Genomic DNA, 22,739 nt, shown 5'->3' on the forward strand with positions numbered 1-22,739 from the left:
CATGCGCAGAAGGCTTCTTGGTCTAGTGCGGTGAGTGATGGTCAGTAGGCTGCCCCTCAACAGAGTCTCGCCATGTGAACCATCTCGAACATTTCATGCGGTAGCCACTGCTTAGTGTTTTCCCTTGCCGTCCAGACCGCGTATTATTCCGACATATTTTCTGAAGACCTCCTGCGCCCAGCGTTTAGGGACAGCCTTGCTTTCAACAGGTGCTTGGCAAGGTAACCTCCAGATCACAGAATAATCCTCAGGTAACGTTTAACGACTTGCCCAAAATATATCGGCCAGGCATGCGGCTGTCCGCAGGATGGGACGGTGTCCGGTAGTGTTTTAAAGGAATGGATTTTGACAAAGCCTAGACAGGTAGCAATTGTTGGTTGTTCTTTTCGCTTCCCCGGTTCCACGACCAGCAGTTTCTGGCAGAACCTGATGGCAGGGCGGGACCTGGTGACCCAGGTCGACGCCTCGCGCTGGGATCACGCCGAATTCCTGCACCCGGACAAAGCCAACCCGGCCACCAGTTATACCTTTGCCGCCGGCAGCCTGGGCGACATCAGTGCCTTCGATGCGGGTTTCTTCAACATCTCGCCGCGGGAAGCAGCGGTGATGGACCCACAGCAGCGCATTCTCCTGGAAATGTGCTGGGAAACCTTCGAGAACGCGGGCATCAAGCCCTCGAGCCTGCGCGGCAGCAATTGCGGTGTGTACCTTGGGATCGCCGGTGTCGAGCAAGCGTATCGCCTGGTGGAAGACCTGGCGTCGATCGATGCCGCCACGGCCACCGGCAACACCATGAGCATTGCCGCCAACCGCCTGTCTTTCTTCTACGACCTGCGCGGGCCGAGCATGGCCATCGATACGGCGTGCTCGTCTTCGCTGGTGGCCTTTCACCAGGCCTGCCAGGCGATCATCAGCGGCGATATCGATCAAGCGGTGACCGGCGGCATCAGCCTGCACATGCACCCATTCGGCTTCATGATTTTCGCCAAGGCCTCGATGCTGTCGCGCACCGGGCGTTGCCAATCCTTCGATCAAAACGGTGACGGCTACGCGCGCTCCGAGGGCGGGGGTCTGTTCCTGCTCAAGGACTACGACCAGGCGTTGGCCGATGGCAACCCGATTCTCGCGGTGGTCGCTGCCAGTGCGGTGAACACCGACGGTCGCAAGTCCAGCCTGACCTTGCCGAGTGCCGATGCACAGGCGGCTCTGCTCAAGAGCACCTATGCCAAGGCCGGGATCGATCCGTCCCGACTCGACTATCTGGAAGCCCACGGCACTGGCACGGCCGTTGGCGACCCGATCGAATCCCGCGCCATCGGCGAGGCCCTGGGCCAGGCCCGTGCCTCTGGCAACCCACTGCCGATCGGTTCGATCAAGAGCAACCTGGGTCACCTGGAAGCAGCCTCCGGTGTTGCCGGCCTGATGAAGGCGCTCAATTGCCTGATCGAGCGGGAAGTTCCGGCGACCATCGGCGTTGAGGAACTCAACCCGAATATTCCGTTTGCCGACCTGAACCTGCAGGTGGTCACCGAAAGCCGAGCGCTCAAGCCTGAAGGGCAATTGACCGTCGGTATCAACTCGTTTGGATTTGGTGGTGCCAACGCCCACGTGATCCTGCAGAGTGCCGAGCCGCTGCCGGCGTCCACGGCAGCAACGCATACACGACGCCTGCCGCTGTTGCTCAGCGCCAAGGATGCCGAAGGCCTGCGTGCCACGGCCGAGGGCTTTGCCGAATACCTGGCAGCGCACCCACAGATCAATTACTACGATGTGGCCTACCAGGCCATGTTCCGTCGCGATGCCCACCCGCATCGCCTGGTGTTGATTGGTTCCGAGCCGGCCGAGGCCGCGCAGGCCCTGGCCGACTATGCCCAGGATCCGAGTCTCAGCGAGCTGAGTTCGGTGGTCGAGGTTGGCCAGGCACTGGACAAGGTCCAGGGCCCGGTGTTCGTTTACTCCGGCAACGGTTCGCAGTGGCAGGGCATGGGTCGGGCGATGCTTGGCAATCCGCTGTTCGAAGCAGCAGTGGCCGAGGTCGATGGGCTGTTCCAGCCGCTGGCCGGCTACTCGCTGCGTGCCGAACTACTGGGTGAGAACGGTGATGACCGTTACGTGCGCACCGAGATCGCGCAACCGGCGCTGTTCGCTCTACAGGTTGCAGTGACCCGTGTGCTGGCGGCGCAGGGTTTCCATCCGGCGGCCGTGATCGGGCACAGCGTTGGCGAAGTGGCGGCAGCCTGGGCCAGTGGCGCCCTGAGCCTGGAAGATGCCACCCAGGTGATCTTCCATCGCAGTCGCCTGCAAGGACTGACCCGTGGCAACGGCAAGATGGCCGCCGTGGGGCTGTCGGGCGAAGCCACCGCGAGCGTGCTGGTGGAGCTGGGCCTGGACGACCGTCTGGTCGTGGCGGGCGAAAACAGCGCCCGTGGCGCCACGGTTGCAGGTCCCGTCGAGGCCCTGGCCGAACTGGAGCAGGTGCTGACCGAGCGCCAGGTGTTCGTTCGTCGCCTGGATCTGGATTACGCCTTCCACTCCCCGGCAATGAATCCGATCGAGCAACAGGTCATCGCCGACCTGGCTCACATTCGTCCATGCACCGGTCGCATTCCGTTTTACTCCACGGTAGTGGGTGGCGAACTGGACTGCCAGCGTCTGGACAGCCGTTACTGGTGGCAGAACATCCGCTTCCCGGTGTTGTTCCAGGGCGCGATGGACGCGCTGCTGGGGCAGGGTTTCAACCTGTTCGTCGAAGTCGGTCCGCACCCGATCCTGCGCTCCTATGTGACCGATGCCCTGACCCAGCGCGAGCTGCCCGGTCAGGTGCTTGCCACGCTGCAGCGCAAGGACGACAGTCCTGCTCTGCTGGAACGTTGTGTCGCCAGGCTGCTGATTGCCGGCGCCGAGCCGGATTGGCAGGCCCACTTCCCGGTGGCCGGTAACAACCTGCGCCTGCCGAACTACGCCTGGCAGCGCGAGCATTTCCAGTTGCCCGTCAGCGCCGAGTCGTTCGGTGTGCTGCAACGCGAGCGGGTGCATCCGCTGCTGGGCTACCCTCTGCCCGACCGCACCCTGACCTGGGAAAATCGCCTCGACACGCAACTGTTCCCGACTCTGGGCGACCACAAGGTCGGCGACGCGGTGCTGTTCCCCGGTGCTGGTTTCACCGAACTGGCACTGGCCGTGGCGCTGTTGCACCAGCCAGGCGAGTTCGTCGACATCGAAGAGCTGGAGATTCACAACCCGCTGTTGCTCGGTAACGAAGGCAGCAAAAAGATCCGGGTCAACATCGAGGAAGCCGATGGCACCCTGCGCATCACGTCCCGCAGCCTGGCCCAGCGTGAAGAGTGGGTGCAGCACGTGGTCGCCCGTCTGCCTGGCGAAGCCCGTGGTGTGATGCTCGGCGGTCGTGCCCCGGCGCTGCCGCAACGCCCGGCGGACTTCACGGGTGAGCAGCACCTGGCACTGACCCGTGCGGTCGGCCTGAATTATGGCCCGGCCTACCAGGCCGTCGCGGCGGTGTGGGTCGAGCCGGCGTGCATCCTGGCGCAACTGAGCGTGCCCGACGCCATCACCCATGAGCTGGCCGCACTGCACCTGCACCCGGCCTTGCTCGATGGTGCATTTCAGTTGATCACCGAGTTGCTGGTCGGCACGCCTGGCAGCAACAAGGGCCTGGCGTTCATTCCGGTCAAGCTCGGTCGCATTGCCTTTGCCAAGGCCGGCGGTGTGCCGTGCCTGGCCGAGGTGCGGCAGCTCAAGCGCACCGAGCATTCGTTGCTGGTGGACTTCACCCTGTACGACGCCGCGGGCGACGCCGTACTGTTTATCAAGGATGCCCGTTTCCGTGGGGTGCGCCTGCAGCGCGACCGTTCCGGCGACATCAAGCGCCTGGCCCATGTCGGCCTCGCCGCGCCAGGTCAGGTGGTGCCCGTACTGCGTGAAGCGCACGGCAGCACTCCGCTGGCCGCTCATCTGCACGGGCTGGGTGACGAGGCGGTGCAGGTTCGTTACCTCAATGAGGTCGAACCACTGCTCGATGTCCTGTGTTCAAGCTTCGTGCTCGACCTGATCGACCAGGTCGGTGGCGATTTGAGCGCCGAGCAGGTTGCCCTGTGGTCGCAGCCGGACGGCGTGCCGAGCGACTACCTCCTGACGCTGCTGCGTCATGGCCTGGAAGACGGCAGCCTGAGCCGCGATGCCGACGGCACCTGGCACGTTGTCGAGACGGGCGAGCGCCCAGCATCCGAGGCCATCTGGCAGGAGCTGTTCCAGTGCTACCCGGAACACTTCCAGATCATTCATTCGGTGGGCCGTATCGGCCGCCATTTGCAGGCATTGCTCGACGGTCGCCAGCCCCTTGAGCAGTTGCTGCCACGGGAAACCAGCGGCGCCAACCTGTTGCGCCTGGTGCTGGGGGCGTCCGGTCAGCAGCGTGTACTCGCCGGCCTGCGCGAAACCCTCGCCCAGCGCCTGGCCGCATTGCCGGCTGGGCAGCGTCTGCGGGTGCTGGAACTGGGCTTTGGCGGGCCGTCCTTCGCCGAGTCGCTGTACGCCGGGATCGATTTCGATCGTGTCGATTACAGCTATTGCGTGCAAGAGCCGGAGCTGGCGCAAATGCTGCGCGTCGATTGCCCGGCCCTGGACGTCCTGGGCTTTGATCAATTGGCCCAGGGCAGTGGCTACGACTGGGTGCTCATGCCGACCGACCTGGCCGCTCTGGATACCGTGGGTGAAACCCTGCGTCAGGCGGCGAGCCAGCTCAACCCCCACGGGCAGCTGGCGTTGCTGGCACAACACCCGGCGCGTTGGGCCGACTTTGTGTTCGGTGCCCAGGCCGACTGGTGGTTGGCCGGCCCTGAGCAGGCGTTGTCCCGCCAGCAGCGTCCGCAGTTCTGGCAGCACGAAGTGCAACGCCACGGCTTGATCCTGACACACACTCTTGAAGCCTTGCCGGGCAGCGCCTGTGGCAGTTACCTGCTGCTGGCCGATAAACCGGCGGGCGCGATGACCCCGCAGGGCGAGACAGTGCCACAGCGTTGGGCCCTGCTGGCCGAGGCCGGGCAGGGCGCTGCTGAAGCGTTGGCCCAGGCCCTGCGTGAGCAAGGCCAGCAGGTCAGCCTGCTGGTTCCGGGCGATGCCCAGGCCTTGGCGCAACAACTGGCCGCCCTGGATCAGGCGCCGGAGCAGGTGCTGCACCTGGCCGGGTTCGACGGCGACCAGGGGCTGGATGCCCAGGGTGCTCGTTGCCTGCAGGCCGCCGCGCTGGTCCAGGCGTGCGAGTCGCGGGGCATGGCCCCGTCATGCTGGCTGCTGACCCGGGGTGCGGCCGGTCACTTCTATGGCGCCGACACGGCGACAGACGTCGACGCCATCGCCGATGCCGCGTTCTGGGGCTTTGGCCGTACCCTGGCGAACGAGTCCGCCAGCTGCCGTATCCGTCTGCTCGACCTGGCCTTCAAGGCGCCGATTGCCAGCCTGATCCCGGCGCTGTTGCACGCCGATGCCGAGACCGAGGTGGCGATCAGCGCCGACGGTCAGCGTTATGTGCCGCGCTTGCGTGTTCTACAGGAACACTCCCGCGCCACGTCGGGTGCCGACAAACGCATCAGCCTGGGCTTCGACTTGCCCGGCCAGTTGCGCAACCTGCGCTGGGAAGTCCGCGAGCCGCGCCTGCCGGCAGCGGATGAGCTGGACATCGAAGTGCGCGCCACCGGCCTGAACTTCCGCGACGTGATGTTCGCCCTTGGCCTGTTGTCCGATGAGGCTATCGAGAACGGCTTCTCCGGCCCGACCCTGGGCTTTGAATTCTCTGGTGTGGTCCAGGGCAAGGGCGCCGATGTGCTCGGCGATTTCGCCCCGGGCGACCGTGTGGTGGGCTTCGGTCCATGCAGCTTTGCCAACCGGCTGGTGACCAACGCCAATGCCGTGGCGCGGATTCCGCAAGGCATGTCGTTCGAGGCGGCGGCGACCATCCCGAGTACCTTCTTCACGGTTTACTACGCCCTGCATCACCTGGCACGCCTGGAGCCGGGCGAGAAGGTGCTGATCCACGGCGCAGCCGGCGGCGTCGGCATTGCCGCGATCCAGATCGCCAAGTGGTGCGGTGCAGAGATCTACGCCACCGCCGGCAGCGACGAGAAGCGCGACTTCCTGCGCCTGCTCGGTGTCGACAAGGTGTTCGATTCCCGCTCCCTGGCCTACGCCGATGAAGTGCTGGCCGTGACCGGTGGGCGTGGCGTCGACGTGGTGCTCAACTCCCTGGCCGGCGAAGCGATCAACCGCAATCTGCGGGTACTCAAGCCGTTCGGGCGCTTCCTGGAGCTGGGCAAGCGCGACTTCTACCAGAACACCCGCATCGGCTTGCGGCCGTTCCGCAATAACATCAGCTACTTCGGTATCGACGCCGACCAGTTGATGAGCGAGCGTCCGGACCTGACGCGGCGCTTGTTCGGGCAAATGATGGAACTGTTCGAACAGGGCATCCTGCATCCGCTGCCGTTTCGCGAGTTCGATGCCAACCAGGTGGTCGAAGCGTTCCGCTACATGCAGCAAGCGCGGCAGATCGGCAAGATCGTGGTGACCTATGGCAACCCGATCGAACAGTTGGTGGAAACCCGCGAACAGCCGGTGCAACAGCTGCAACTCAGTGGCGAGGCGACCTACCTGGTCACCGGCGGCCTGGGCGGTTTCGGCTTGCGTACCGCCCAGTGGCTGGTAGACAAGGGTGCCCGGCACCTGGTGCTGCTCGGTCGTCGTGGTCCGGCCAGTGTCGAGGCCCAGCCGAGCCTGGCGGCCTGGCAGGCCCAGGGTATCGATGTGCAGGCGCTGGCGTGCGACATCACCGATGTGCAGCAACTGCGCGGTGTGTTCCAGCGCATTGCGGCCAGCCCTTATCCGTTGCGCGGCCTGGTGCACGCGGCGACGGTGATCGACGACGGTCTGATCCGCAACCTCGACGCCGAGCAACTGCAGCGTGTGCTGGAGCCCAAGGCCAAGGGTGCGCAATACCTGCATGAACTGACCCGTGAGTTGCCGTTGGACTTCTTCGTGATGTTCTCCTCGGCCACCACCCTGTTCGGCAATCCCGGCCAGGCCAACTACGTTGCGGCCAACTATTGGCTCGAAGCCCTGGCCCGCCATCGTCGCGGCCAAGGCCTGGCTGCCACCGCCGTACTCTGGGGCGCCATCGACGACGTGGGCTTCCTGGCCCGCAACGAGCAGATCAAGGACGCCCTGCAAAGCCGCATGGGCGGTGCTGCGCTGCGGGCCGACGTGGCCCTGGCGCACCTGGAGCAGATGCTGCTCGGCGGTGATGACGGCATCGGCGTGCTGGAGCTGGAATGGAAGGCCTTGTCGCGCTTCCTGCCGAGCGCGGCGACCCCGCGTTTCCAGGAACTGGTCCGCGCCCACGGCGGGGATCAGGACGACGACAATGACGCCGAGGACATCCAGCGCATGCTGCTCGAGCTTGACGACGAGCAACTGCTGGAGCGCTTCGTCGAATTGCTCAAGCACGAAGTCTGCGAGATCCTCCGGCTGCCGGCTGCCCGCCTGGACACCCAGCGTCCGTTGCAGGAACTGGGGCTGGACTCGCTGATGAGTGTCGAACTGGTGGTGGCGCTGGAAGAGCGCTTCGGTGTTCGTCTGCCGGTGATGGAGCTCAGCGAGAGTTCCAGCATCGACAAGCTCAGTGTGCGCATTCTTGACCTGCTGCGCGGTGAAGCGGGGGCTGATCAGGCCCCGGCGCCTGTGGCCCTGGCCGAGAACGTACTGGCTCGCCACGGCAGCGAATTGAGCCGCGAGCAAATGGCCGAGATGAATGCCGAACTGGCCGACAGAGCCGCGGCACCCAACCGATTGATTGAGTGATGTTTGATTGAGTAATAGCCCGATGACTGCAACAACGACCACCGGCCTGAGTGTCGGTATCAAGCAGCGGCTGATCCAGCAAGCGTTGGAACGCCGTCGCAGCGAGGCGGGCGACACGGCGGGTGGTGCGACTCTGGAGCAAGCGCAACAGGCCGCGCTGAAAGTGCCCGAAGCGTTTTATCGCTTCGACCAGCACCCCGGTTATCAGCAGTTGCGCGTGATACAGCAGAGCGCCGCGCGCCTGGGCCTGGCCAACCCGTTCTTTCGCATGCACGAGGGGACGGCGGGTGCCGAGACCTGTATCGGCAGCCGTGAATACGTCAACTTCGCCAGCTACAACTACCTCGGTTACTCCGGTCACCCGATGGTGGCCGAGGCGGCCAAGGCAGCGATCGACCGATACGGCACTTCGGTATCGGCCAGTCGTCCGGTGTCGGGCGATCGTCCGTTGCACCGTGAACTGGAGCGCGAGCTGGCCAGCCTGTACGAGGTCGACGACGCGGTGGTGTTTGTCAGTGGCCATGCCACCAACGTGACCACCATCGGCTATCTGTTCGGCCCCCGGGACCTGGTGCTGCACGACGAACTGATTCACAACAGTGTGCTGCAGGGCATCCAGTTGTCCGGCGCGCGCCGCCTGAGCTTTGCCCACAACGACTGGCAAGCGCTGGACCGGATCCTCGGTGAGCAGCGCCAGCATTTCGAGCGGGTGCTGGTGGTGGTCGAAGGGATCTACAGCATGGATGGCGATTACCCGGACTTGCCGCGTTTTGTCGAGCTCAAGCACAAGCACAAGACCTTCCTGATGGTCGATGAGGCGCATTCGCTGGGGGTGATGGGAGCAACCGGCAAGGGTATTCGCGAGCACTTCGGCCTGGCGGGCGATGACGTGGATATCTGGATGGGTACCCTGAGCAAGACCCTCGCCAGTTGCGGCGGCTACATTGCCGGCAACACGGCGCTGGTCGAGCACCTGAAGTTCCTTGCGCCGGGCTTCCTCTACAGCGTGGGCATGCCACCGTCAGTCACGGCGGCGGCGCTGGCGGCGTTGCAGTGCCTGGCCCATGATCGCGAGCGGGTGCAGGCGGTACAGGCCCGTGGTGAACTGTTCCTGCGGCTGGCCAAGGAGGCGGGCCTCGACACGGCCACCAGTACCGGGCTTGCAGTGATTCCAGTGATCACCGGCAGTTCGTTCAAGGCCGGGCGGCTCTCCAGCGCCTTGTTCGACCGGGGCATCAATGCCCAGCCGATCCTGTACCCGGCTGTCCCGGAGCACGCGGCGCGGTTGCGCTTCTTCGTTTCCTGCGAACACACCGAAGCGCAAATCACCCGCACCGTGGCCATCGTTGCCGAAGAAATGGCCAGGATCGGCTGACGCGACGGGTTACCGGCATACAGGCAAGGCTGTTAAGCCCCCGTGGCCACACGCATCAGGCTGGGCAAGGCTGCTGGTGTTCATGCTTGATTGAACGGCCTGCCCGCGCCCACACGCATCAGGCTGGGCAAGGCTGTTGGTGTTCATGCTTGATTGGACGGCTGCCCGCGCCCACACGCATCAGGCTGGTCAAGGCTGTTGGTGTTCATGCTTGATTGGACGGCTTGCCCGCGCCCACATGCATCAGGCTGGTCAAGGCTGTTGTGGCGAGCGAGCTTGCTCGCGCTGGGCTGCGTAGCAGACCCCAAAAAGGTCGCCGAGGTTTTTCTGCAAGACTGCCAGCGCCTGCTCAGGGCGCGCTGCGCACGCCAGCGGGAGCAAGCTCCCTCGCCACGGGGATGGCGTTCATGTTTGATTGAACGGCTTGCCAGCACCCACACGCATCAGGCTGGTCAAGGCTGCTGGTGTTCTTGCTTGATTGGACGGCCTGCCCGCGCCCTCACGCATCAGGCTGTGCAAGGCTGTTGTGGCGAGCGAGCTTGCTCGCGCTGGGCTGCGTAGCAGACCCCCAAAAGGGCACCGAGGTTTTTCTGCAAGACTGCCAGCGCCTGCTCAGGGCGCGCTGCGCACGCCAGCGGGAGCAAGCTCCCTCGCCACGGGGATGGTGTTTACGCTTGATAGAACGGCTTGCCAGCACCCACACGCATCAGGCTGGTCAAGGCTGCTGGTGTTCATGCTTGATTGGACGGCCTGCCCGCGCCCTCACGCATCAGGCTGGGCAAGGCTGTTGTGGCGAGCGAGCTTGCTCGCGCTGGGCTGCGTAGCAGACCCCAAAAGGGCACCGAGGTTTTTCTGCAAGACTGCCAGCGCCTGCTCAAGGCGCGCTGCGCACGCCAGCGGGAGCAAGCTCCCTCGCCACGGGGATGGCGTTCATGCTTGATTGAACGACTGCCAGCGCCCATACGCATCAGGCTGGGCAATGCTGTTGTGGCGAGCGAGCTTGCTCGCGCTGGGCTGCATAGCAGACCCCAAAACGGCACCGAGGTCTTTCTGCAAGACTGCCAGCGCCTGCTCAAGGCGCGCTGCGCACGCCAGCGGGAGCAAGCTCCCTCGCCACGGGGATGGCGTTCATGTTTGATTGAACGGCTTGCCAGCGAAGGCGGCGTGTCTGGCACGCCGCGGCTGTTGTGGATCAGATGTAGGGCTTTTCGTAGGCGTTGAGCTGTTCGATGAAGCGCCAGTGGCTGCGTTTGTCGAAGCCCATCAGGCGCTTGAGGCGGATGTCCCAGCGCATGTGGTGGTTGGCGATCCAGGGCAGGGCGAACAGGTGGGCGCCGCGCCAGGGGATGAACGGGTTGCGGCGCAGGCTGGCGTAGATTTCCACCCGGTGGCTGGGGCGCAGGCTTGGACAGCGGGCGTGGAAGCCCGAGGTGTCCGCCACCACCAGGGTGTTGGCCGGTACCGAGAAGCGTCGCGGTGCCGGCAGGCCGAGCCCGGCCAGTTCGTGTTCGTGAATGCGGAACGAGCCCTCGCGGTGCATCTGCTCGTCGGAGCGTGCCGCGCCGAGGCTCTGGCGATACTCCCAGGCCAGCCGTTCCGGTGTCAGGCGATGGGAACCCGGGACGTAACTGAACGGTCCCTGGTCGTCGGCCACGTCATCGAGAAACAGCCAGGCCTTGGCGGTCGGATGGAAGGTATCGGCGTGCAGGCGGGTTTGCGGGTCCTGCTCGGCATTCACCCCATCGATCACGATGGACTGCAACTGATAGGTGATCCCGCCGGTGTTCGACGAGGCATAGGCAATCAGGTCGCGCACACTGCGGTCGGCCACAAAGGCCGCGCTGGCCGGGTTTCGGGCCAGGACATCCTGGTCCAGGCTGACCCGCCGGGTCACGGCCTTGCCCTGGCGCATTTCCCAGCCGGTGCTGCGCAGGTCACCCAGTTCGGCCCGCAGAGCGGCGAACTGTTCGGCGGGCAGTGCGTTCTCGCGAACGAAAAACCCCTGCTCCTCGAAGCTGGCAAGCTCCCCGGCCTCCAGCCGAGGCGCCAAGGCCCGGCGGCGCATGGCGGCCATGCCCATGGCCAGTTGGCGACGTTGCACATGCAGGCCCAGGGCATTGAGCCGGGCACTGCCGATTACCGGGTTGTTCTCGAACGATTTGGCGTGGGTCAACAGCTGCAGGCAATGCCAGGGCAGCGCCGCATAACGGCCCAGGTCCTTCAGTGATGCAGGCATGGTCTAATCCTTGAGGGGGACCGCTGCGCGAGCGCAGCCAAGCATGGTCCGGGTGTAATTGAGCAGCGGCAGCAGGCGCGGATGGTGCGTCAGGCGCGGCGGGCGAGGGGTCGACAGGCATGTCAGGGCATGCCACGCATCGCAGGGCAAAGCTTGCTGGGGGTCGGCATAGCGCGCATAGCGCAACAGGGCGCCGGCTACCAACTGGTCCAGGGTCAGGCGCCGGGTCCGGCGCGGCAAAAGCTGGTGGTCATGGGTCAAACCCCAGCCGGCATAGAACGGCGTACCGTAGGTCACCACGGTCAGGTCGCGTAGCAAAGCCTCGAAACCCGAGGTGGAACTGAGGGTGTGTACTTCGTCGACCTGGGCATACAGGCGAGCGATGTCGGCACCGGGCAGCACCTGGTCGGCCAGCCCGTGCAGCAACTGCGCAGGCACGGCGCCCTGGCGTTTGCCGGCTTCCACATCCGGGTGCGGCTTGTAGACGATCCAGGCGTCCGGCGCGCTGGCCCGCACTTGCCTGAGCAGTTCGAGATTGTCGTGCAAGGTGCCGCCACTGCACAGCAGCGAGGCGTCGTCTTCCACTTGGCCGGGCACCAGGATCCGCCGTTGGCCAGGTCGTGCGCACACCGGGCTATCGGCGTCATGCTTGAGGTTGTACTTGCTGGTGCCGCAGGCCACGATCCGTTCGCGCAGGCGGGCCGCTTCGGCCAGGCTGTCGGCGTCGAAGTCCGCGTGTTCCAGCAAGTGTTCCAGGTCGCAGCTGGCGCTGGCATCGAAGTGCATGCCGCTGCGGTCGAGCACCAAGGACAGGGCCGGTGCGTTCAGCGCGCCAAGCCCCCTGGAACGCAGGAAACCGTCTTCGACGCGCCACAACGGCACCCCGAGCGCGGCAGCGCGAACCTTGAGGCCGGCCGGTTCGCGAGCGGCCCACACCAGCAGCTTGCCGCGCTTGGCGGCGATCTCCTTGACCAGCGTCGGGCTGTCTTCGGCGAAGTCCAGACGACCCCAGCGGCTTTCGAAAAAGCGCCGCATGTTGTGCTGCTTGTGACGCTTGACCCCCAGCACGGTGATGTTCCCGGCGAACTCGGCGTCCCGGGCTTTCTTGCGGGCCAGTTGGTGGGCCACGGTCAAGGCGTCGGTGGGTTGGCCGGTGAGCGGGTCGACATAACGGCAATAACGCAGGTAGGCGGCGGCCACCAGTTGCACCAGGTCCGGCCGCGCCTGTCGCCGGGGGATCGGCATGCGATCGTCCGTCAGGCCCCAGCCGGCATAGAAGGGCAGGCCAAAGCAGGTCACCGGGATGCCCTGGATCAAGGCTTCGAGCCCCGCCTGGCTGGTGCCGATGTACACCCGTCGGGCGCGGCGGGCCAGCGAGGCCCAGGACACCGGGCGACTCTCAAGGCCAACCCCTCGCGCCGTGGCGGCCGCCAGCAGGCAGCTGGGTTTTTGTCCACCCACGCAGTCCGGGTGAATGCGCACCCGCACCTCGGCGTCCGGGTTTTCCGCCAGGGCCGCATCGAGCATGCGCACGTAGTCGGCTTCACACAGGCCGCCACCAGGAATCGAGTAGTCCCCGGCGGTCTGGTCCACCACCAGCACCAGGGGCCGATCACGGCCCAGCGGGTCGTCCGGGTCCAGGTCCGGGGCATTGTTGTATTTGCCGATGCCGCTGCTGCGCATCAGTGCGATCAGTTGCCGGGCGCTGTCGAGTTCTTCAGGGCTGAGGCTGCCGGGATCCTGCAGGATGTTTTCCAGCAGCGAAGGGCGGTCGGCCAGGTAGTGGATACCCACCGGATCGACCACCATCGACATCGGCGTGTCGCCCTCGATGCCTAGGGACGACGAGCGCAGGAATCCGTCTTCCAGGGCGATGTAGGGCAAGCCCCAGCGCTGACACAACACCCGGGCCCGGGCCGAGGAGTCCTTGTAGCCAATGCCGGCAATGGCTTTCAGGCCTTTGGGAGCATGTCGCCCGCGCCGCCACAGCCAGAATGGCGAGCCTTCCGGTCCGAGGAATTGCGGCAGGTGCAGGACCTTCCACGCCACCCACTGGGACATGATGCCGATCCAGCCGGGGCCTTCGACCAAAGGCTGCAGGGTGATCGCGGGTCTGTCGAGGCCGTTCACAGGGCGGGCTCCGCGCGTCGGTGCATGGTGCGCACCGGTGGCCACGGCACCCAGCGCTTGCGCAGCAAGCGGAAGCCGTTATGCAGGTACAGTTCGCGTGCTCGCTGGTTGTCCAGTGGCACTTCCAGGAACACGTCCTTGAAACCGCTGGCCGCGGCCTGTGCGCAACACGCCTGGACCAGTGCCGAGCCGACGCCATGCTGGCGTGCGGTTTTGTTCACGCGCAGGCCGTACAGCAGAAACGGATAGCGCCATTCGCGCCACTCGCTCAGGCAGAACGCGGCAAAGCGCAGCCAGCCGCGCAGCCAGCCGAATTCGCGGACAAAGGGTTGCGGGTGCAAGGCAAAGGGGCCGCGCAGCTGATGCTTGAACGCGGCATAACCCACGGCCTGACCGTCTTCAAAGGCCAGCAGCACCCGGTCCCAGTGAATGCTGGTGCCGAGCAGGCGCTGGCGGCAGGCGGTATCGCCGAGAATAAACGCCAGCGAGCCGCGCCCGTCCGTGACGATCCGCGACAGCGCGGGGTCGGCGGTCAGGTCCGGTGCCAGGCTCGACCCCAGTACGATAGTCACCACGACTTCAAGCCACGCCGGCAACAGCGGAGGGCGAGCGTTCCTCGTGGGCGCAGGCAACCAGGCGGCTGGACAACGCGTCAACGCGGATCGGGCAAGGACTGGCGCCGGGGTGTCGCCGGTTGGACCAGATCAGGTAATCGGTGTCGCCGGCCGGCGCGCCGATGGCCTGGTACACGTTCGGCAGGATCGGCACATGGTCGCCGAAGAAACACAGGAGTGCTTCCCGTGGCTGTGCGAGCAGGGTGCCGCGCAGCTTGCCGAGCATGCGATCGGCGTTGGCGATGTGGCGGAGATAGGGGGCCAGGTCGTCCATGCCGACGAGCAGCGGGCGGTCGAACCAGGTCGGCAACTCGGCGGCGTCGACGTGTTCCAGGTGCAGCGGGCCGTGGTTCTCCATGGTCACCGCATGGATGAACAGCGGCTGGCTGCGGGCCGGGTCTTCGAGCAGTTCGCGGATCTTGTCGGCCACGGCGCAATCGCCAATGAACGGCCCGGCCTTTTGCGAGTCGTCGAAGGCGCGCACGTCAATGAACTCATCGAACCCCAGGGCCGGCAGCACGGTGTTGCGTCCGTAGAAACTGCCGTCGTAAGGGTGGATGCAGACCGTGCGGTAGCCCAGGGCCTTGAGGTGCGCCGCGATGCTTGGCAAGCCCTGGCGGGCCAGCACCCGGTAGGGGTTGAAGCGGTGTACGCCGAGGCGGTCGCCGGGGATGCCGGTCAGGTAGGCGAACTCGGTGCGCACGGTGTTGGCACCCCAGGCGGCCACTTGCAGCTTGCCACGGGCCAGGGATTGCTCCGCAAGGCGGTCGTATTCACTCAGAACCTGGGGCTTGACGCCAGGCCACAGGTCGCGCACATCGAAAAACGATTCGCTCTGCACCGACACCAGGTCGGGCAGGGGCATGCCGGGTGGGCAAGCGCCTGGTGTGTTGAACGGCGAGCCCAGTGCACTGCGGTCGACCGGTGCGCGGGCAGCCCAGAAGTACCGCCACAGGCTGGCCGCCAGGCCCCAGCGCCGTACATCGGCCTCGGCATCGAAAGTCGGTACGCTGCGGCGGTGGCCGAGCTTCAGCAGGATCACGCCCGCGAGGCCCAGCCAGAGTGCGCTGAGGCGTCCCCCCGCGACTTGCGGTTCGAAGCTCAAGCCGGCCCACAGGTAAATCACGAAGCCCACTGCCAGCAGCGCGGCCTTGCCGATGCCGAAGAACGGCAGGTACAGGCGCGGGAAACGCACGGCATCGCTGAAGTATTCGAAGTCGGCGCACACGAACGGTTCGCGCAGGGAATGGTACTTGGCGTTGCTGACCATCACGATCAACAGCCACAGCAGCAGTACGTTGATGCCGCTGAACAGCGGGCGGGCGGTCGCGCCATACAGCACCGCCAGGGCCACGCACCACAAGCCGCCGTGCAGCAGCCAGCAGCTCAACGGGCGGCGCAGGTTCGGGCGCGGGGTCAGCAGGCGTTCGATCAGGACGGTGAGGAGCAGGCCGACGATGCCGACCTGAAGGATGGACAATTCACTCACTGTAATTCAGACCACGCAGGATAAACGAAGAAAGGCGCTGCGGAATCACCCCCAACAGCCAGGTGCCGAGGTTCAGCGGGAACGGGAAACTGATGCGGGCCTGGTTCGCCGCCAGTCCGCGCTTGATCCGTCGGGCCGCCTTTTCGGCGGTCCACAGAAAGGGTTTGGGACCGGGCATTTCGAAGCACATTTTCGACTCGACATAGCCGGGGAGGATCACGTTGATCTTCACCCCTTCCGGGGCCAGCCAGTCGCGGATCGCCTCGCCGTAGACGCGGATCGCCGCCTTGCTGGCGCTGTAGGTCGGCGTCACCGGCAACCCGCGCCAACCCGCCAGTGAACTGAACAGGGCGATCTGCCCATTGCCGCGGGCACGCATGGCCGGCAGTGCCGCCTCAACGGTGGCCAGGGCCGCCATCACGTTGACTTCGAGCAGGGCGCGGCTGTCGTCCCAGCGCTCGGCTTCGCCATGGCTACCCACGGCGGTATTGAGCCCGGCGCCGACCAGGACCAGGTCTGGCTGCTCGGCTTCGCTGACCCGACGAACCATGGCGCGCAGTTCATCCAGTTCGCGTACGTCCAGGGCTTCCAGCAACACGTGGGCACCGAGGGCGCGGCATTCGCTGGCCATTTCTTCGAGGCGGTCCAGGCGACGGCCCTGCAGGATCAAGGTCACGCCCGGCGCGGCATAGGCCGGCGCCAGTGCGCCACCGATACCGCCGGTGGCGCCAGTGATGAGAATGCAGCGGGGCGAAGAGCGGTGCGTCATAGGAAGTTTTCGATTCTCGAGGTCTTTGCCAGCAACACGTCCAGGCAATTGTTCACGGCCATCTCGATACCGCAGTCGGTATAGAAGCCGCCATTGATCTGGGTGGTGTGGATGACGGTGTTGCGAAAATGATGGAACAGGGCCATGTCCGGCGCTTGTGGGTGATGCCAGAAGTCGTCGAGGCTGCCTTGTTGGGTCAGCCCGGGCATGGCGTAGATCGGATTGGCGAGGGTGAAGGTCGGGCGTTTGTGCAGCAGCGCCGACGCACCTGCCGTGCTGTTGACCGTGATCATCCCGGCAATGTGCGAGAGCAGCGTCGGCATGTGCCCGCTTTCCAGGAAGTCGACCCGGTCGGCCACGCCATATTGCCCGGCGAGCGCCTGGGTGATGCGCTGGTAGTTCACCAGGCCGGGGGTCAGCGGATGGTTCTTCACCAGCAAGCGTGCGGCGCTCGGCGCCGAGGCGGCGAACGAGGCGATCACATGGTTGATAACGTCGAACATATTGGCGAAGGGCGAGTGATCCTTGATCTGCGCATCGCTGTCCAGTTGCAGCGGCAACAGGAAGGTCGGGTGCCGCTCGCGGGCGACTTCGGCCACCCGAGCATCGTCGCGACGCGCGGCAAACAGCAGGCGTATGCCCTGGCGGACGAAGCCGGCATATTCCGTGGCCGCACTGTACGGTGCATGGGTGCGGTAGTGTGGGAAGCACAGTTTGTTCAGTGCGCCACCGCTGTGGTAGAGCATGTCATGGGCGGCACGGGCGACGAAGGACAGCTTGAACGGGTTGCCATTGTCATAGCGTGCAATGTGCTGGCCGACGTCGCGGAACCAGTCCGGGTCCCGTGGCAGGCGCGAGTTGTTGTTCACACCGTCGCGTTCCAGGGTGACCCAATAAGGGCGGAAGTAACCTTCCTCGAACACATGCACACGAATGCCCTGCAGCCGGGCCAGGGCCACCGCCGGGCGATGCACAGGGCGGCAGTCACCGAACAGCACCAGGTCGGTGACCTGGTGGTCGTGGAAATACTGGCTGTAGAACGCCTCCAGTTCCTGCGGGTGCGCCGAATAGACGCTGCGCGAACCGGTGCTGTACAGCAGGTCGCCGACGTTGAAGCTGATGCTGTGCACGCGATGGTCGATCGCCCGCAGGGCCTTGGCCAGTCGGGCGAAGAACGGCGAGCTGACACCCTGCAAAAACAGAAAGCTGTTGCGCGGATGAGGCGCAGGAGGGCGATCCGTTGCCCGCGCCTTCAGCTTCTCAGGCGTCTCATGCCCAACAAGCTGCTCAAGCGCTGTTTCAAGTCCTGCCATCGGGATGTTGCTCCTGGCTGCGGTAAAGCATGCCAATTCTGTAATTCGTAGAGAGTCTGTTCAGCGGTGGTGAAGCGGTTGGTGATGCGGCTGACATACGTGGGGTACAGCAGCAGCGTGCCCGCCACCAGTTCATCCAGGTTCAACTGGCGTCCACGCCGGGCTTGCACGTCGGGGTGCAGGTCGACATCCCGGGTCAGCCCCCAGCCGGCATAGAACGGCTGGCCATAGGTGGTGACCGGCACACCGCGCAGCAAGGCTTCGAAGCCGGACTGGGAGGTCAGCACGTGCACCTCGTCCACGGTTTCGAGCAATTGCTGCAAGGGCGTATTGCCGATGACCTCGTCGCACCAATGCACCGTTTGTGCTTCGTCGTCGCCTCGGGCACGGGTACCGGCCAGCACTTCAGGGTGCGGCTTGTACAGCACCCATGCCTCGGGATTGCGCTCACGCACCGCCTGCAGCAGTTGCAAGTTGCTGCGGATGCGATGGGCGCCGAAGCGGATCGAGGCATCGTCTTCCACCTGGCCGGTCACCAGGATCACCCGTTGCGCCAGGGGTGGACGCTGCCAGTCGTTGCCAGGCAAATTGTATTTGGTTACGCCTGCGCGGCAGATGGCCAGGCGCAGTGCTTGTGCCCGGGCCAGCAGTTCGGGGGAGAAATGCTGATTCAGCAGGATGCGTTCCAGGCGCGAGGGGCGCGTGGCGTCGTAATAGATACCGAGATCGTCGACTACCCAGGACAGGGGGCGGGCCTTGCCGGCGCCAAGGCCGACCGAACGCAGGAAGCCATCTTCCACCCGGCTGACCAGGAGCGGGTGCGCTTCGAGGGCGGCGTCATGTTTGCAGCCCCAGGAGACTACAGGAAGACCTTGCGCAGCGCGCTTTTTGGGTTTGATGAACCGGATGGCCGTGCCATCGAAAAACAGCTTTGCCAGGGGGTGCTTCCAGCGACTGAACCCTACCATCTGGATGGCACCGGGTAGCGCACTGCGATGGCGGCGTTGCAGGCCGAACCAGTTGATCAGCGCTTCCGGGGTGCATGGCTGACCGGTTTCGGGGCTGACATAACGCGGGTAGCGCACCAGGCTGGCGTGTACCAGCTGTGCAAGGCTCACCGGTTGGCGCCGTGACGGTGCCGGCAGGCGGTCATTGGTGAGCCCCCAGCCAGCATAGAAGGGCATGCCCCAGGTGCGAACGGGCACATTCCACAGCAATGCGTCGAAACCCAGCTGCGAGGTCATCACGTACACAGCCCGCATGCGCGGCAGCAACTCGGCGGGGTGAACATTACGCGCCAGGATCTGCACCCGTGGATGGCTTGCCAGCGCCTTCAGGTCGAAATGTCCCTGTTTGCGGCCGGCAACCACGTCCGGGTGAACCTTGAGCAGGATCGTGCTGGCAGGAAAACTCGCCAGGGCAGCTTCGAGCATCGCCCTGAAGTCGGAGGGGCCGGCACCTTGCAGCGAGGCATCGGCAAAGGTCTGGTCGGCCACCAGCACGCAGTCGGCGGGCAGGTCGGGGTGTTCGATGCGGGCATCGTTGTATTTGGACACCCGTTGTTGTTGCCACAGCAGTTGCAGCGCCGTCGCACGCAGGGTGGCGGCATCGTCCAGGGGGACGGCAATCAACTGTTCCAGGCGCGAAGGCGCGCTGGCATCGTAGTACACGCCGATGTCATCGACGATCAACGACAGCGGCGGTTCGTCAGCGCCCAGGCCCACGGAACGCAGGAAGCCGTCTTCGAGTGTGAGGATGGGCCGATTGGCTTTCGCTGCCTCGGTCATGGCCTTGAGCGCACTGGGCTTGCGCCCCCATGCCATCACGCAGTCGGCGTGTTCCATATCGCCCACAGTCCCGTTGTGCGGCGCGTAATCGGGCAGCAGCGAGGGCAGCGTGGCAATGCGTTGAGCACCCTTGGAGAGGATCAACAAGCGCGGGCGATGAGAAACGTCATCCATAAACGTGGAGCGGAAATCCATTAGAGTGATCGATTGCGCAAGGCAATGCCGATGGAAAAGCCATTGCCCCTGAATAATATCGCGCGAATGTTAATACAATTTAACAGATGGAGAACTGTCTTTCGGGCAAATACGTAGGAAGAGTCCGAAAAGTGTTCGCTATCACCCTCGATGACGCCCTTTCGCCAAGCTCACAGCAAACTGAGCAAGTAGTCGTACTTCTGTCGCAGCACCGGCATGCGCTGTTTTTCCTGATACTCGGCAATGGTTTCCGGGCGCAGGCAATGGAAGAGGGCATTGAGCAGGAACATGTAGTGCAGGTTGCGCAGCGCTTCCCCGGTGTCGAAGCCGGCGGGCAGGGCCTCGCGGTAGGCGTCCAGGAACTGCTGCCGGGCGGTGAGGAATACCGGCATGTCCTTGCGCCGGAACAAGGCCCCCAGATAGGCCCCGCCATCGAACCCCACGCGTCCGACCTTGACCTCGCTCCAGTCGATCAATTGCAGCTGGCCATTGTCGATGAACAGGTTCTTGCGCAGGTAATCCATGTGGCTGATGCAGCGGGGACTGCGGCGCGCGGCCCGGCCCAGGCGTGCCAGCAGCGGCTCGAAAGCCTTGAACGAGTCGGCCAGGCCATTGAAGCGCTCATCGCTCTGGGCCAGGCGTTCGAGCTCGGGCAGGCAGCGGGCGAAGTTGAAGCGTGGACGCAGCAGGAACCAGGGGCGAAAGAAGTCCATGCTCCAGAACAGCGGGGCCTTGTGCCACGGCTGCTGGCTCAGATAGCGGTGGCTGAGGCTTTCCAGTTCGGCGATACCGAGCGCCAGTTGCTTGGCAATGGCCTGCATGCGTGGCGGTTTACCGCGCGCGAAGCCGGTGAAAATCAGGCTTTCCCAGGGGGTTTCAATGACGCCGAGGCAGGCGGGGTAGTGAAAGTGCTTGCTGCCCCTGAGCATGTCCCGGGCTCGATAAAAACGGGCCTCCTGGCTGCCGATGAAGGCCACTTTGCGAATCGATTTTTCCACCAGTTCCAGGTCCTGGCCCGTGCAGGGGTCGACCAGTCGATGGTGGCGCACGTAGTTGACGAATGAGGCGTTGGAGGCCAGGTCCTGGCTGGTGATGGTCAGGGGGCGCTCGCCCCATTGAGGGTGCAGGGTGCGTAAATGGTGTTCCAGGTGACCGTGTTGCCAACGGTAGAGCGTTCTGCAACCTTGCAGGGGATGTAGATCCAGGTTCATGACTTCAACTTAGACAAGCGCCACATGGCTGATTTATAGCGGTTTTGGTAACAATATGCTGCGTCATACAGAGCAAAGGCACAACGAAAAGTTTGCCGAGAGGTCGGTTGTTGCAGGTTGGATGGGCATCAAAGTGTTTAAATTGCCTGCCCGGCAGTAAAGGGACTTTGCTAAATGTTGCATAAACCATAAAATTCGCGGCTCGATGCCACGTTGCTCAGGGACGAAAGTCATAAAATGAATCACCTTGCAATAGCAAAAGAAGCCCTTATCGCCCAAGCGCAGGCAGTTACTCAATTGGCCAGCCGCCTGGATGATGAATTCCAGAATGCCGTCGAACTCATCCTCGGCTGCAAGGGGCGCGCAGTCGTGTGTGGCATGGGCAAGTCCGGTTTGATCGGGAAAAAAATGGTTGCGACCTTTGCCTCCACCGGTACCCCAAGTTTCTTCCTGCACCCGGCGGAAGCCTTTCATGGTGACCTGGGCATGCTCAAGCCCAGCGACGTGCTGATCCTTATCAGCTACAGCGGCGAAACCGAGGAATTGATCAAGCTGATCCCTAGCCTGAAGTCATTTGGCAATAAGTTCATCGCCATGACTGGTAACGGCAAGTCGACCTTGGTCAAGCACGCGGATATCTGGCTGGACATCTCTGTCGAGCGTGAGGTTTGTCCGAACAACCTGGCGCCGACTACTTCGACTCTGGCGACCATGGCTATGGGGGATGCGCTGGCCGTGGCCTTGATTGAAGCCCTGGAGTTCAAGGCCATGGACTTTGCCCGATTCCACCCTGGTGGCAGCTTGGGCCGTAAACTGCTGACCCGCGTGAGTGACGTCATGCATTCCCCAGCGCCGGCCGTTACCCCTGCAACCAGTTTTCACGATTGCTTGCTGGTGATGACTCAAAGCCGCCTGGGCCTGACCGTGGTCATGGAAGAGGACAAACTGGTTGGTATCGTGACCGACGGCGACCTGCGTCGTGCGTTGCTGGAAAACCAGAGTGTGATTCACTCTACCGTTGCCCATTTCATGACCGTCAATCCGCACACCATCAAGGACAATGCACAGATGTCAGAGGCAGAAGCCTATATGCTCGACAACAAGATTCGAGCGTTGGCCGTTACCGATCATGAGGGTGCTGTTGTGGGTGTGGTTGAGATCTTCGACTGATCCAGCTGCATGCTCACAAAGAGTAACTGGACCCGATAACGGATCCATTTTTCTGCGCGAACTTGCTGCGCCATGTTCGCCATAACCTGCAGCAGTCCCCGGTATCGTATCTTTAACCGACTCATAGGGAAACTCAACAGCAGCTCGCAGTTCCTGGTACTTCCAGTGATTGACAGTGCGCGTGTTGCATTGGCTGTCTCCATGCCGCAGCTTGCGGGCTCAACATCATCTCTGCGGTGGTGGGCGCAGGGCACAGGGCGTCCTTCTCTATCTGAAGGCGTCCGGAGAACTCGACTCGGGCAGACGCTTGATGATATGCCCTGCGCAAGGAGATCGGCCCTGCGCGTTGCAAGGTTTCGTACTACATCTCTATCCAATAGCTCCTTGAAATACCTCCTCAAGTCCGCAGGGTCATCAGAGTCGCGATGTAATGCCAGTGCTTTGAGCAATGGTTAAGGAAACGCACCCTGCGTGTGGCTAGTCATGCATTGCTCCTTTGGTCGTTGGCTTTGTGGCCAGGCTTTTGTCGATTGGCTGCACGAATTTATCGGTGGCCAGTGGCGCGGTTTCATGGCCTAGCA

General features: G+C 64.0%; 11 protein-coding genes. 3 read left to right on the forward strand and 8 right to left on the reverse strand.

The annotated features are described in order from the left end of the window. Positions 1–345 precede the first annotated feature (345 nt). Positions 346–7,869: a type I polyketide synthase gene (locus tag CKW25_RS21510; RefSeq protein WP_095082322.1), complete on the forward strand. Its 7,524-nt coding sequence runs from the start codon at positions 346–348 to the stop codon at positions 7,867–7,869. A 22-nt stretch (positions 7,870–7,891) separates the two neighbouring features. Beyond that, positions 7,892–9,244 carry an aminotransferase class I/II-fold pyridoxal phosphate-dependent enzyme gene (locus tag CKW25_RS21515; RefSeq protein WP_095082324.1) on the forward strand — a complete coding sequence of 451 codons (1,353 nt, stop codon included), beginning with the start codon at positions 7,892–7,894 and terminating at the stop codon, positions 9,242–9,244. Positions 9,245–10,436: 1,192 nt separating this feature from the next. Here the strand turns inward: CKW25_RS21515 and CKW25_RS21520 are convergent. From CKW25_RS21520 to CKW25_RS21555, 8 genes are all read right to left on the reverse strand, one after another. Further along, positions 10,437–11,480: a phytanoyl-CoA dioxygenase family protein gene (locus tag CKW25_RS21520; protein WP_095082326.1), complete on the reverse strand. Its 1,044-nt coding sequence runs from the start codon at positions 11,478–11,480 to the stop codon at positions 10,437–10,439. Positions 11,481–11,483: 3 nt separating this feature from the next. Continuing rightward, positions 11,484–13,541: a capsular polysaccharide biosynthesis protein gene (locus CKW25_RS21525; protein ID WP_172736599.1), complete on the reverse strand. Its 2,058-nt coding sequence runs from the start codon at positions 13,539–13,541 to the stop codon at positions 11,484–11,486. A gap of 65 nt (positions 13,542–13,606) precedes the next feature. Then, positions 13,607–14,185 (reverse strand): GNAT family N-acetyltransferase, encoded by a 579-nt coding sequence (locus CKW25_RS21530; RefSeq protein WP_095082358.1) that lies wholly within the window; start codon positions 14,183–14,185, stop codon positions 13,607–13,609. 4 nt (positions 14,186–14,189) lie between these two features. Then, on the reverse strand, positions 14,190–15,713 hold the full coding sequence (locus CKW25_RS21535) for an LTA synthase family protein (RefSeq protein ID WP_095082330.1): 1,524 nt from the start codon (positions 15,711–15,713) through the stop codon (positions 14,190–14,192). Further along, complete coding sequence (locus CKW25_RS21540) at positions 15,706–16,482, reverse strand: SDR family NAD(P)-dependent oxidoreductase (protein WP_095082332.1); 777 nt, start codon at positions 16,480–16,482, stop codon at positions 15,706–15,708. The genes CKW25_RS21535 and CKW25_RS21540 overlap by 8 nt, the downstream gene beginning before the upstream one ends. Further along, positions 16,479–17,795 carry a capsule biosynthesis protein gene (locus CKW25_RS21545; RefSeq protein WP_095082334.1) on the reverse strand — a complete coding sequence of 439 codons (1,317 nt, stop codon included), beginning with the start codon at positions 17,793–17,795 and terminating at the stop codon, positions 16,479–16,481. Before CKW25_RS21545 ends, CKW25_RS21540 begins: the two co-directional genes overlap by 4 nt. Then, on the reverse strand, positions 17,735–19,756 hold the full coding sequence (locus CKW25_RS21550; protein ID WP_095082336.1) for a capsular polysaccharide biosynthesis protein: 2,022 nt from the start codon (positions 19,754–19,756) through the stop codon (positions 17,735–17,737). Before CKW25_RS21550 ends, CKW25_RS21545 begins: the two co-directional genes overlap by 61 nt. 191 nt (positions 19,757–19,947) lie before the next feature. Further along, positions 19,948–20,988, reverse strand: a complete 1,041-nt coding sequence (locus CKW25_RS21555; protein WP_256578002.1) for a phosphotransferase — start codon at positions 20,986–20,988, stop codon at positions 19,948–19,950. Positions 20,989–21,225: 237 nt separating this feature from the next. Between CKW25_RS21555 and CKW25_RS21560 the strand changes: the two genes are divergently transcribed. Then, positions 21,226–22,158: an SIS domain-containing protein gene (locus CKW25_RS21560; protein WP_095082338.1), complete on the forward strand. Its 933-nt coding sequence runs from the start codon at positions 21,226–21,228 to the stop codon at positions 22,156–22,158. Positions 22,159–22,739 lie beyond the last annotated feature (581 nt).

The sequence above is a fragment of the Pseudomonas sp. Irchel s3h17 genome, from assembly GCF_900187505.1.
GTDB lineage: Bacteria > Pseudomonadota > Gammaproteobacteria > Pseudomonadales > Pseudomonadaceae > Aquipseudomonas.

Coding starts and splice junctions, on each gene's coding strand:
- CKW25_RS21525 (WP_172736599.1), bottom strand. CDS start 13,541: ATGTCCCAGTGGGTGGCGTGGAAGGTCCTGCACCTGCCGCAATTCCTC.
- CKW25_RS21560 (WP_095082338.1), top strand. CDS start 21,226: ATGAATCACCTTGCAATAGCAAAAGAAGCCCTTATCGCCCAAGCGCAG.
- CKW25_RS21515 (WP_095082324.1), top strand. CDS start 7,892: ATGACTGCAACAACGACCACCGGCCTGAGTGTCGGTATCAAGCAGCGG.
- CKW25_RS21520 (WP_095082326.1), bottom strand. CDS start 11,480: ATGCCTGCATCACTGAAGGACCTGGGCCGTTATGCGGCGCTGCCCTGG.
- CKW25_RS21550 (WP_095082336.1), bottom strand. CDS start 19,756: ATGGATGACGTTTCTCATCGCCCGCGCTTGTTGATCCTCTCCAAGGGT.
- CKW25_RS21540 (WP_095082332.1), bottom strand. CDS start 16,482: ATGACGCACCGCTCTTCGCCCCGCTGCATTCTCATCACTGGCGCCACC.
- CKW25_RS21545 (WP_095082334.1), bottom strand. CDS start 17,795: ATGGCAGGACTTGAAACAGCGCTTGAGCAGCTTGTTGGGCATGAGACG.
- CKW25_RS21555 (WP_256578002.1), bottom strand. CDS start 20,988: ATGAACCTGGATCTACATCCCCTGCAAGGTTGCAGAACGCTCTACCGT.